The 12,789-nt window shown below is 38.4% G+C and carries 13 protein-coding genes; 12 read left to right on the forward strand and 1 reads right to left on the reverse strand.

Going from position 1 to position 12,789, the window contains the following annotated elements:
* The 7 genes from FG383_RS19980 to FG383_RS20010 form a co-directional block, all read left to right on the forward strand.
* The coding region (locus FG383_RS19980) for an IS3 family transposase (RefSeq protein WP_142605747.1) at positions 1-88 on the forward strand (88 nt) is incomplete at its 5' end.
* A gap of 484 nt (positions 89-572) precedes the next feature.
* Positions 573-1,556 (forward strand): ring-cleaving dioxygenase, encoded by a 984-nt coding sequence (locus FG383_RS19985; protein ID WP_142609361.1) that lies wholly within the window; start codon positions 573-575, stop codon positions 1,554-1,556.
* Positions 1,557-1,574: 18 nt separating this feature from the next.
* The gene (locus FG383_RS19990; RefSeq protein WP_142609363.1) at positions 1,575-2,177 is read left to right on the forward strand and encodes an NADPH-dependent FMN reductase; all 603 of its coding nucleotides are present in this window, start codon (positions 1,575-1,577) and stop codon (positions 2,175-2,177) included.
* Between the two features lie 143 nt (positions 2,178-2,320).
* Positions 2,321-3,262 (forward strand): ring-cleaving dioxygenase, encoded by a 942-nt coding sequence (locus FG383_RS19995; RefSeq protein ID WP_142609365.1) that lies wholly within the window; start codon positions 2,321-2,323, stop codon positions 3,260-3,262.
* Between the two features lie 34 nt (positions 3,263-3,296).
* Positions 3,297-4,235, forward strand: coding sequence for a ring-cleaving dioxygenase (locus FG383_RS20000; protein ID WP_142609367.1), 939 nt, complete (start codon positions 3,297-3,299; stop codon positions 4,233-4,235).
* A 17-nt stretch (positions 4,236-4,252) separates the two neighbouring features.
* Entirely contained in the window at positions 4,253-4,858 is a 606-nt protein-coding gene (locus FG383_RS20005; protein WP_142609369.1) for a flavin reductase family protein, read from the forward strand.
* Between the two features lie 862 nt (positions 4,859-5,720).
* Positions 5,721-7,910, forward strand: a complete 2,190-nt coding sequence (locus FG383_RS20010; protein ID WP_142609371.1) for a DNA topoisomerase III — start codon at positions 5,721-5,723, stop codon at positions 7,908-7,910.
* 525 nt (positions 7,911-8,435) lie between these two features.
* Here FG383_RS20010 and FG383_RS20015 read toward each other — a convergent pair.
* Positions 8,436-9,377 (reverse strand): VOC family protein, encoded by a 942-nt coding sequence (locus FG383_RS20015; protein ID WP_142609373.1) that lies wholly within the window; start codon positions 9,375-9,377, stop codon positions 8,436-8,438.
* A 155-nt stretch (positions 9,378-9,532) separates the two neighbouring features.
* On the opposite strand from FG383_RS20015, the gene FG383_RS20020 reads away from it, so the two are divergent.
* The 5 genes from FG383_RS20020 to resA are packed head-to-tail and all read left to right on the forward strand — an operon-like array spanning position 9,533 to position 12,442.
* Complete coding sequence (locus FG383_RS20020) at positions 9,533-9,946, forward strand: BlaI/MecI/CopY family transcriptional regulator (RefSeq protein WP_142609375.1); 414 nt, start codon at positions 9,533-9,535, stop codon at positions 9,944-9,946.
* A gap of 3 nt (positions 9,947-9,949) precedes the next feature.
* Entirely contained in the window at positions 9,950-10,798 is an 849-nt protein-coding gene (locus FG383_RS20025) for a M56 family metallopeptidase (protein ID WP_142609377.1), read from the forward strand.
* Positions 10,799-10,851: 53 nt separating this feature from the next.
* Positions 10,852-11,493, forward strand: coding sequence for a DsbA family protein (locus FG383_RS20030; RefSeq protein ID WP_142609379.1), 642 nt, complete (start codon positions 10,852-10,854; stop codon positions 11,491-11,493).
* Positions 11,483-11,887: a disulfide oxidoreductase gene (locus tag FG383_RS20035; protein WP_142609381.1), complete on the forward strand. Its 405-nt coding sequence runs from the start codon at positions 11,483-11,485 to the stop codon at positions 11,885-11,887. Before FG383_RS20030 ends, FG383_RS20035 begins: the two co-directional genes overlap by 11 nt.
* A gap of 18 nt (positions 11,888-11,905) precedes the next feature.
* On the forward strand, positions 11,906-12,442 hold the full coding sequence (gene resA / locus FG383_RS20040; protein WP_142609382.1) for a thiol-disulfide oxidoreductase ResA: 537 nt from the start codon (positions 11,906-11,908) through the stop codon (positions 12,440-12,442).
* Positions 12,443-12,789 lie beyond the last annotated feature (347 nt).

Consider the following 12,789-nt stretch of genomic DNA (forward strand, 5'->3'; position numbering starts at 1 on the left):
GACCTATTATAATCATTACAGATACCAATGGAATTTAAAAAGGATGACCCCTGTACAATACAGAGATCATCTTCTTAAAGCAGGCTAACCTTTTTTAAAAATGTCCTTTACAAAGGGTACACTTTAGTCATTAAAAATGGCGTGAAGACTCTTTTTTGTATAGGAAACTATAAAAATGTATGACTTGTAGATGACTTTCTACGAGTGTTTCTACATCCAGACTCTATCGTAAAAAAAGAACCCTGTACAACAGCTAGTCGGGTAGCATACGTAGTGGTAATCCCAGATGGGGAAGCAATCAATTAATGATGGCTCTATAAAAGCTTCTATTCGTAAACCTAAAAATACACTAACTTTAGGATAAGTATATTGACAATGAATTTATATATATGTTAAGATACCTTTAATTCGAGATATCTTAAATTAATATATATTGAATTAAAGGTACCTTAGATAAAACGATCGAATTAATCAAACAAATTGGACATCACGCGAAGCAAGTATAAATTTTTTTAACTAAATATCTCGAATTAGAGATTTATCTATTCAAGACAATAGAAGGAGGAAACAATATGAACCATTTAAAAGGAATTCACCATGTAACAGCGATTACAAGTAGTGCAGAAAAAAACTATGAATTTTTCACATATGTATTAGGAATGCGTCTAGTAAAGAAAACAGTCAATCAGGATGATATTCAAACGTATCATTTATTCTTCGCGGACGATAAAGGGTCAGCTGGTACAGATATGACATTCTTCGATTTCCCAGGTATTCCAAAAGGAACGCATGGAACGAACGAGATCTATAAAACAGCTTTCCGCGTACCAACTGATGCTGCACTTGAATACTGGGTGAAACGTTTTAAAAAGTACGAAGTGAAAAATACGGGTATTGAAGAAATATTCGGTAAGAAAACTATTTCATTTGTCGATTTTGATGACCAACAATATATGTTGATATCGGATGAATTTAACGAGGGCATTGAATCGGGTACACCATGGCAAAATGGGCCAGTACCATTGGAATTTGCGATTACAGGATTAGGACCAATTCATATTCGTATTGCTCAATTTGATTACTTTAAAGAAGTATTGGAAAAAGTGATGTTAATGCGCGAAATTGCAAAAGAGGGTTCACTTCATTTATTCGAAGTTGGTGAAGGTGGAAACGGTGCGCAAGTAATTGTGGAGCATAATACGATTTTTCCAGCTGGCCGACAAGGATTCGGTACAGTGCACCATGCAGCCTTCCGCGTAGAAGATACAAAAGTTCTCTATGAATGGATTGAACATATGCAAGCAGCTGGTTTTGGTACTTCAGGATATGTGGATCGCTTCTTCTTTGAATCTTTATATGCACGTGTAGCACCTGGCATCCTTTTTGAATGGGCAACAGATGGTCCAGGATTTATGGGAGATGAACCTTACGAAACAGTTGGAGAAATTTTATCGTTACCACCTTTCCTAGAAGGGAAACGGGAACAAATTGAGGCATCTGTGCGACCGATCGATACAGTACGTAGCGCGCTTAATATAGAAAAAGAGTACTTATAAGGAGGTGAAATAGAACAAATGGGCTTTTTAAATAAACTATTTGGAACACAACAACAATCTGAGGAGGAAAAAACAATGACAAAATCAAATATAGGTATTATTTTAGGATCAACACGTGAAGGACGCGTAAGTCCACAAGTAGGGGCATGGGTAAAAGAATTAGCAGATAAACGTGGAGATGCAAACTACACAATTATCGATATCGCAGATTACAAATTACCACTTTTAGGTGAAGCAGGCGGCGACGCATCAGGTGCAGCAGCATGGTCAGAAATCATTGCAAAACAAGACGGATTCGTATTCATCGTTCAAGAATACAATCACTCAATCACTGGAGCATTAAAAAATGCTTTAGATTACTTACGTGAAGAGTGGAATAACAAAGCAGCAGGAATCGTATCATACGGTTCAGTAGGTGGTGCTCGTGCAACAGAACATTTACGTGGTATTTTAAGTGAATTACTAGTAGCACATGTACGTGTACATCCTGCACTATCACTATTTACAGATTTCGAAAATGGTACAGATTTCAAACCAGCTGCAGTACAAGCAGATTCAGTAAACCAAATGTTAGACCAAGTTATTCCTTGGACAACTGCATTAAACACAGTACGTAAATAATTAGATGAAAACCGCAAAATGTGCATGTGCGCATGCACATTTTGTATTTATAATAACTTCCAATAAATTCTGAGCCAAACGCTATCAAGCAGATTGAAGGTTTTGCTCAGAACTTATACAAACAAAGAAAAGGAGGAACCAAGATGAACAAAATAGCGGGGCATCATCATATTTCCATGATTACAAAAAAAGGACAGCAAAATAATCAATTTTATCAAAACGTGCTTGGACTTCGTAGAGTAAAAAAAACGGTCAATCAAGATGATCCGAGTATGTATCATCTGTTCTATGGCGATTTAACAGGAAGTGCAGGAACAGAATTGTCCTTCTTTGAAATCCCGATGGTAGGAAGAACAAAAAGAGGTACGAATGCTATTACCCGTATTGGGATACTCGTCCCATCTTATGATAGTTTACTATATTGGAAGAGAAGATTTGAATTACTCGATGTGCAACATGGGGACCTGACTACGTATGCAGGACGAGACGCACTCCATTTCGAAGATTGTGAGGGATTACGCCTCGTACTTTTAAATAATAATGGCGAAGAGGTTCCAGCATTTTGGCAGTCTTGGGATGATTCAATCGTTGTAGAGGAACATCGCATTCTTGGAATGGGTGCTGTGGAAATGACCGTGCAATCACTGGACAGTTTAGCGAATACATTAGAAAACCTGTTTGGCTATGAACTAGCTTCACGCACAGCGAAAGAAGCTGTCTACCAATCTGTAAAGGGACAAGCTTTTGGTGAAATTGTTATTGTGGAGCAAGATGGTCCAAAAGAAAAACCCGGAAAAGGTAGTGTGCACCATTTAGCTATTCGTGTAAAAGACGGCGAGGAATTGCGGGCATGGGAACAGCGTATTCAAGATTTTGGATTTGAACTTATGAAAATTACAGACCGTTACTATTTTGAGAGTTTATATTTTAGAGAAGAAAATGGTATTTTATTTGAGTTAGCAACGGATGGACCAGGTTTTACAGTCGATTCATCCATTGAAACACTAGGTAAAGAGCTCGACTTACCGCCATTTTTAGAAAGTAAGCGAGCTGAAATCGAGGCAAAATTAGAACCTATTGACTAAAAGAGTGAAAATCTCAACTGAGGAGGAAATAATAATGAAAAAACAAACAGCGGGAATTCACCATATTACAGCGATCGTTGGTCATCCACAGGAGAACATTGACTTTTATGCAGGGGTACTAGGTTTGCGTTTAGTTAAACAAACAGTAAATTTCGATGATCCTGGCACTTACCATTTATATTTCGGAGATGGTGAAGGGAAACCAGGCACCATTATTACCTTTTTCCCTTGGGCAGATGCCTATCAAGGACAAATTGGAGACGGTCAAGTTGGTGTTACAACGTATGTAGTCCCAACAGGATCATTAAATTTTTGGGTCAACCGTCTTGCTACATTTGCGATTCCATTTAAAAAAGCAGACCGTTTTGGAGAACAAGTGATTCAGTTTGATGATCCACATGGTTTACATTTAGAGCTTGTAGCACGTGCAGAAGGTGAACAAAACAACTGGACATTTGGCGGTGTAACACCAGAAGTCGCTATTAAAGGCTTCGGTGGTGCAACACTTTACTCAAGCAGACCGGAAGAAACGGCTAAAACATTAACAGATGTAATGGGGCTTGAATTAGTCGGAACGGAAGGTGATTATACCCGCTTTAAAGCTCCAGCTGATATCGGCAATATGATCGATTTAAAAATGGTAACAGGTGTACGAGGCTCTATGGGTGTTGGTACCGTTCACCATATTGCATGGCGTGCACAAGATGATGCAGATCATCTTGAATGGCAACAACATGCGATGAATCTCGGTCAACATGTAACAGAAGTGAAAGACCGCAACTACTTTAATGCATTGTACTTCCGTGAATCAGGCGAAATACTATTTGAAATTGCAACAGACCCACCAGGGTTTGCTCATGATGAAACACTAGAAACAATGGGGACCCAGTTAATGTTACCAGCACAATACGAACAACATCGTGAGCGATTAGTTAATTCGCTTATTCCAATTAAAGTGCGTACAATTGACTAATAAAGGGGATGACCATATTGATTTCGATTGATCCAAAACAAAATAGTGAGCGAAATAATTATAAACTTCTAATTGGTACTATCATTCCAAGACCTATTGCCTTTGTCACGACACAATCGGAGGATGGCATCGTGAATGGTGCACCATTCAGCTATTTCAATATCGTTTCATCTAATCCGCCGATGGTGTCACTTGCTATTCAAAGACCTAGTGATCATTTGAAAGATACTGCAAGAAATATTTATAACAATCGGGAATTCGTTGTGCATATTGTAGATGATCAAAATGTGGCGAAAATCAATGAAACCGCTGCTTCATTATCTCCAAAGGAAAGTGAAATCGAATTGGCAAACTTAACGCTTATACAAAGCGAAATCGTATCTGTGCCGGGTGTTAGCGAAGCGAAAGTTCGAATGGAATGCAAACTAGTACAATCCATTCCTTTTGGTGGCGATGGACCAGGTAGTGATTTGTTTATTGGAGAGGTTGTACGCTTTCACATTGATCAAGCGATTTATGAAGATGGACGAATTGACCCTAGAGGTTTAAACGCTGTCAGTCGTTTAGCAGGTTCAAATTATGCGGCAATAGGTGATATTTTTTCTATTGAAAGACCGAAGTAGTAACCAAACCCAAAAGGAATAGTCTCTTTTGAAGGAGAGAATAAAAGCTAATCGGAAACCGAGCCGATTAGCTTTTTAAAATTACATTTTTTCGACTGTATGATCCAATAAATGGCATAGAGCAACCAATCGGTCATTGAAAGCAACCAATTTTATGCCGAAAGCAATCAAATAAGCATGGAGAGCAACTAAACTACCTGTGAAAGCAACTAATTCTTAAAAGGGAAGTTTACTTAGTGAAACGACTATGATTTGGACATATTATAGGGATACTGTGTCGTAGTGACCGCTGTGATTTTCGCTGCAGTCGTACGCTTTCCGCCGGGTGAGCGATGAGCCACCCCCGTCGCTAAGGCGTACGTTGGGGTGGCTCATTTTGCTCCCTCATCCGGCTGGAGTCGACGCCTGCAGCGAAAATCAATGGAAATTGCTTACTTATCTGTGGCTAATATTAACAATAAATGGTTGAACGAGACATTGTCCACTGTGAACGCGACAAACTAGTCGAGTAGATGCCGGCCAGGCGTGTTTGACGGGCTTTTAGGCATATTATTCCTATAATAGGTCGAAATCATGGTCGTCTCAATCCAAGTAAACTTGCTATTGTAAGAAATTAGTTGCTTTCATTAGTTTTTTGATTGCCCTTAGCTATTATTTGGAATTTTGCATGACGGTGTGAGATCCTGCAAGAACGTTAGCGATGTAGCGGCTCATCACTCGCCCATCGGAAATATAGCGATCTCTTTATTGAGCTTACTACGACGCTTTATACCTATTATATGTATTTCTCCCCAGCCTACTAACTGAATCAAAACGAAACGTATGCTATATTTAGATATGGATTTATGAAAGGATGTTATGTATGGCAAAACGCTTAGTATTAGCAGAAAAACCATCAGTTGCACGCGATATTGCGCGTGTACTTAAATGTGATAAAAAAGGAAATGGCTATTTGGAAGGGAAGGATTATGTGGTGACATGGGCGCTTGGTCACCTTGTAACATTGGCGGATCCAGAAAGCTATGATGTTAAATATAAAACGTGGAATTTAGAAGATTTACCGATGCTTCCTGAAAACCTAAAACTGTCTGTCATTAAACAATCAGGTAAACAATTCAATGCAGTAAAATCGCAGCTAACTCGTGGGGATATTAATGAGATTATTATCGCAACTGACGCTGGTCGTGAAGGTGAGCTCGTTGCTCGCTGGATTATTGCAAAAGCGAAAGTGAATAAACCGATTAAACGTTTGTGGATCTCATCTGTAACGGATAAAGCGATTAAAGATGGCTTTGCCAACTTAAAACCAGGCAAAGCGTATGAAAACCTTTATGCATCCGCAGTAGCTCGTTCTGAGGCCGATTGGTATATAGGTCTTAACGCTAGTCGCGCTCTATCCACAAAATTCAATGCACAGCTAAATTGTGGACGGGTTCAAACACCTGTCGTAGCGATTATTGCGAAACGTGAAGATGAGATTAAGCATTTTAAAGCACAAACCTACTATGGTATCGAAGCGCAAACAGTAGATAATTTAAAGCTCACTTGGCAAGATGCAAAAGGAAATGGTCGTAGCTTCGATAAAGATAAAGTCGATGCAATCGTGAAAAAGCTAGGAAAAGGCAATGCGACTGTTACGGAAATCGAGAAAAAGCCGAAGAAATCATTTGCGCCTGGTCTTTATGATTTAACGGAGCTACAACGTGATGCGAATAAAATCTTCGGTTATTCTGCAAAAGAAACATTGAACATCATGCAAAAACTGTATGAGCAGCACAAAGTATTAACGTATCCTCGTACCGATTCACGCTACATCTCATCGGACATTGTAGGGACACTTCCTGAACGTCTTAAAGCTTGTGGGGTAGGTGAATTCCGTTCATTAGCAAATAAAGTATTGAATAAGCCTATAAAAACTTCTAAATCATTTGTAGACGACAGTAAGGTATCCGATCACCATGCGATTATTCCAACTGAAGGATACGTAAACTTCTCTGCCTTCAATGATAAAGAACGTAAAATTTATGACTTAGTCGTAAAACGTTTCTTGGCAGTCCTGTTCCCAGCCTTTGAGTTCGAACAACTAACGCTGCGTGCGAAAATTGGTGAGGAGAACTTTGTAGCTAGAGGAAAAACGATTTTAGTGAGCGGTTGGAAAGAAGTATACCAAAATCACGTGGAAGATGAAGATGCGGCAGATGATTTAAAAGAACAGATTTTACCACGCATCGAAAAAGGCGATACATTAAACGTGAAATTAATCGCCCAAACGTCTGGCCAAACAAAGCCATCTGCACGCTTTAATGAAGCAACATTACTAACGGCAATGGAAAATCCTACGAAATATATGGAAACACAAAATAAGCAGCTAGCGGACACCTTAAAATCGACTGGTGGATTAGGTACTGTAGCAACGCGTGCCGATATCATCGACAAGTTATTTAATTCGTTCCTAATCGAAAAACGTGGAAAAGACATTCATATCACATCAAAAGGTCGACAGTTGCTCGAGCTAGTACCGGAAGAATTAAAATCACCTACTTTGACAGGTGAATGGGAACAAAAGCTAGAAGCAATTGCAAACGGCAAACTGAAAAAAGAAGTATTCATTGCGGAAATGAAAAAGTATACGAAAGAAATCGTTTCTGAAATTAAAAGCAGTAATAAAAAATATAAACACGACAACATTTCCACAAAGTCTTGCCCAGACTGTGGTAAACCAATGCTTGAAGTAAACGGCAAAAAAGGCAAGATGCTTGTATGTCAAGATCGTGAATGTGGTCACCGTAAAAATGTAGCACGTGTGACGAATGCTCGCTGTCCACAATGTAAGAAAAAGTTAGAACTTCGTGGTGAAGGTGATGGTCAAATCTTTACTTGTAAATGCGGCTATCGTGAGAAACTATCTGCCTTTGAAGCTCGTCGCAAAAAAGAAGGCGGCGGTAAAGTGGATAAACGCTCTGTGCAAAAGTATTTAAAACAGCAGGAAAAAGAGGAAGAACCGATTAATAATGCCTTTGCAGATTTATTAAAGGGCATGAAGTTCGATTAATAAATATTTAAAATATAGCAGGAGAAGGAATAGATGTTTTCTTCTCCTGTTTTTTTATTGCTTAAGAAATGATAAAAATCCAGACATGCGGATTACTTTTTTCAAGTAACATATGCAATATTTATTAATTAGAAAATGCCTTCTCAAATAAGTAGAGCATTTACTAAAATATAGTTCGTTTGTTCAACCATTTATTGGAATAACGCCTTACATTCATCGGGGTCTCACTCCAAGTGAACTTGTTATTTTGAGAATTGATTGCTTTCATTAGCAAATTGGTTGCTCTAGTGCTAAATTTGGTTGCTTTCCGAATAGGACTGGTTGCTTTCAGTGAGTAGTTAGTTGCTCTTGACCATTTTCTGGAATTACTTGTCCAGTAACTACATAATTTTGGAAGCTGGTGTAGCAGTGTGAGACTCTGGAGGAGCGTTAGCGACGAAAAGCACCGCACTAAGTCCTAGCGGTAACTAACTACGACGCATTATACTTTTGTTTTTATTATTTCAAGTAATATTTAGAAAGGCATTACTTGCTTATTATTTCAATCGTATTTAGAGAAGGATCTCGAACGATAATGGAACCTTCTTTTTCTTCAAAATGAAAACCCAAGTCCGTAAGTCGTGCTTTTGCCTCATCTAATTCTTCCGGAGAAAAAATAAGCGTGAAGTTTTTGAGCCCTCTAGCATTATCGGGTGGAGCAGGGATGCCAGTTCCGGACCAAGTGTTTAGTGCCACGTGATGGTGGTAATTATCTTTGGATAAAAATAAACTGCCGTTATCTTTACTCGTTACATGAAGCCCAAGTCCATCTACATAAAACTTTTCTGTAATAGCTAGTTCTGCAGCCTGCAAATGCATATGCCCAATACGTGTGTTTTCCGGAAGTCCGTTCCAAGTAGGCGTAGCTTCTGCCATTAATTTTTCAAAATCAATTGGATAAGACCCGCCTGCATAACCACCGTTTTTGTCTCTTTCCCAAGTGTCAGGAGGAAGATCTGCATAAATTTCTATCCCATTGCCATCCGGATCTGCTAAGTAAAGCGCATCACTATATTGATGATTGGCCGCACCTTGCATTGGATATTCCGTTCCAGCTAAATGCATAAGTACATTCCCTAAACTAGCATGATCTGGCACAAGAATGGCAAAATGATAGAGTCCAGTCGTTCCAAATGGTCTTTCAACGGAATCATCTTGTTCCTCTAATATGAGTAGGGGAGTACTCCCGTCAGCAGTAAGTGTGACTCTACTAGGTTCCGATGTTAACACTTTAAAGCCAATCACTTCTTCATAAAAGGAAGTCATTTGTTCAACATTAGAAACAATTAAATGCACTTCACCAACTCTAGTAGGAGAGTCCGTATTGTAAGTTTCATAAGTAGTATTATCTTTTTTTAATAAAGTGAATAGTGAGATGAGCACTATAACTAAGACGATACCTATAATGATCAATCGTTTGGTTTTCATTGCATAATTCTCCTTTTTCAATTAAACTACAAATTGTAGTGTAACAAGAAAGTTTCATAAAATACAGCTAATTAGCTCACTACTCCATTTCAAGTAAAGATAGTTGACCAGTAAAAACGTTTAAACTACAATGTGTAATGTGAGGAGGTAAAGCTATGAAAATTCGAAAGTTTAAAATGAATGAAAGTGGATTGAATCGCTTTTTTGGACCTCTGGAAGCAAAAATTATGGACATCTTATGGAATGACGTAGAAATGACCATTAAAGATGTGCAACAAATGCTCGACAAGGAAAAGGTAACGAATTTTAACACAGTGATGACCGTCATGAACCGACTCGTTGAAAAAGGAATCTTGCAAAAGAGAGCAGAAGGAAGATCCTCTCTATACAAACCACTTCAAACAAGAGACGAGTTTTTAAGTGCACAATCGAAAGAAATGACAAATGAGCTGATGGACGAATTTGGAAACGTAGTCGTTAGTCATATGTTAGATGCGCTTGAAGACGTGGATGATGACCTCGTCGCTAAACTAGAACAAAAAATTAAAGAATTGAAAAAGGAACAGTAGCCTATGTCCAAACGTCAATCATCGTTTCTATTTTTTGCAGCACTAGTTATTTCGGGTACTATTTTCATTCAGATGGCGATATACGCAGTCTCCATGCTAGTAGGTTGGAACGCCAAGTTTAACCTTGTAGTAGTATGCCATAGCTGGTTGAAGGCAATTGGATTATCTTCACTAGAGTTTGCTTTAGACGGACTCGTAATCTTTACGCTAGTTTTTACGATTTGGCATATTAGTTCACAATTGATTCATACTGCACGTATGAAAAAACGATTAGAGCAATATAGAGAGATAACGCTCACGAATGAGTTGAATCAAACATATGGCAGTGAAAAAGAAGATTTTATCATTATCTCGCATCCTGCACCAATGGCGATTACGATGGGATTCGTGCAACCTAAAATCGTTATTTCAACAGGTTTGATCAACTTATTAACAAATGATGAACTAGAAGCAGTGATCGCACATGAAATGTACCATAAAGCAAATCGAGATCCACTAAAGATATTCATATTATCACTTTGTGCGTCCACAATTGGGTATATCCCAATTTTGAAATGGTTTAACCAGCAGTATAGAATTATTCAAGAAGTATTGGCAGATGAATTTGCGATTAAGAAACAAGAAACATCTGTCCACTTAGGTAGCGCGCTTTTGAAAATGTTAAAAGTAGGAATGGCTAAAAAAATGCCTTTTGCATATGCATCCTTTGCGGACACATCCGTCAATTACCGGATTGAATATATATTAAATCCATTAAAAAATATTCAAATGCAAATCCCATTGAAAGTAGCATTGATATCATTCGCTATTTTTAGTTTAATTTGCGCTATTTTTATTTACGCATTAGCGTAAATTTTTTACCCCATTACACTACATGATGTAGTCTTTAATTAGGAGTGTTTTAATTGTCAAAAAAAATATTTTGGATCATTGGAATAATCGCGGTATGTATAATAGGAATCATTGTATTAACAGACGCGAAGCAAGAAGCAGTTGCAATTGATTTCGCAGGGCAACCATTCATAGGAGAAGAGTCCGCACCAGTTGAAATCATCGAATTCGGAGATTACAAATGTCCACATTGTGGAGAATTCAATAGCACACTTTTACCTATGATTAACGAGCAATTTGTAGAAACAGGAAAAGCGAAATTTTACTTTATGAACTACTCATTCATCGCACCAGACTCCACTACCTCTGCGCAATTTGCAGAAACAGTATACAAAGAACTTGGCAATGAAAAGTTTTGGGAATTCCATCACTTGTTATTTGCAAATCAGACAACTGAATCCGGACAAGCGAATCTAATGACAGAAGAGTTTTTACAAGCAGTATTAGCGGAAGTTGCAACTGCAGAAGAAGTGGAAAAAGTAAATCTCGCATTTAGTGAAAGCGCAGGGAAAGAAGCTTGGCAGACCGATATGAATATAGCGAATAATCTAGGCGTCGCATCCACACCGACTATCTATATTGGAGGAAAGGAATTCACGGGTGCAACAATGGATGATTTCGCCAAAATGGTAGAAGAGGCTACCGATGGTCAATAAGCCACTTCTACTAGCATGGATCACTTCAATTATTGCGATGGTAGGAAGTTTATTTTTCAGCGAGCGCATGGGTTTTATCCCATGTACGCTTTGTTGGTATCAACGAATTTTAATGTATCCACTTGTTGTTTTTCTAGGCATTGCTTTTTATCGAAATGATCGAGAAATTTATAAATATATATTGCCAATTTCCATTACGGGCATCGTTATGTCTAGCTATCATTATGCGCTGCAAAAGATCCCTTCTATGCATGAGTTCAGCAGTTGTACAAGTGGCGTTCCTTGTACGGGACAATATATTAATTGGTTTGGATTTGTGACGATTCCTTTTTTAGCGCTTATTGCTTTTATATTTGTTACTATCATGATGTTCATACTTTGGAAACGTAAGTAAGAAAGGAGAATCGTAACAATGGAAAATAAAAAGAAAAAACGGTTTTACATTCGTTCAGTCATCTTGAGCCTCCTAGTTGTGGCAATCGTTTTCACTATATACTCCAACTTAACGAAAGAAAAAACAGCAGTATTGCAAGTAGGGGATAGTCCACCGGATTTTGCACTTATCGATATGAACGGGGAAAAGCATCAATTATCCGATTATAAAGGGCAAGGAGTGTTTTTGAACTTTTGGGGAACTTGGTGTAAACCATGCGAAAGAGAATTCCCACTAATGGACAAACATTATCAAGATTATAAAGATCAAGGGCTTCAAATCCTCGCCGTTAATATTGGAGAATCCAATTTTGCCGTACAGAAATATGTGGATAGAAAGGGTTTAACTTTTCCAGTTTTAATCGATAGCAATAAAAGTGTGATGGAGACATATAATATTAATCCGTTGCCAACCACGATGCTTGTAAACCCAGAAGGTAAAATAGAGAAAATCATTACTGGCGAAATGAGTGATGATGCGATTAAGCAAAATATGGAACAAATTATGCCAAACTAAATAACACTTACAAAAGTAGTACAAACCATGGGTATGGTTTGTACTACTTTTTTTGGAAGAGTAAGCATATACACCAAAGGATATAAGGTATGTCACTTTTTAGGGAAATTGCGACGTAGTGAGCTGGATGAAGTATCCGCTGGGATTTTCGCTGCAGGGCGGACGCTTTCCGCCGGGTGAGCGATGAGTCATCCCCGCCGCTTAGGCGTCGTAGGGATGTCTCATTTGCTCACTCATCCGGCTGGAGTCGCCGCCAGCAGCGAAAATTAGCGGAAATGGCTTATTTATCAGCTTCGGCTCGTAAAAAAACAAAATTTTATACAGTTTTTTCTAATGTGTAAATCCAG

Source organism: Psychrobacillus soli (assembly GCF_006861775.1).
Classification (GTDB): Bacteria; Bacillota; Bacilli; order Bacillales_A; family Planococcaceae; genus Psychrobacillus; species Psychrobacillus soli.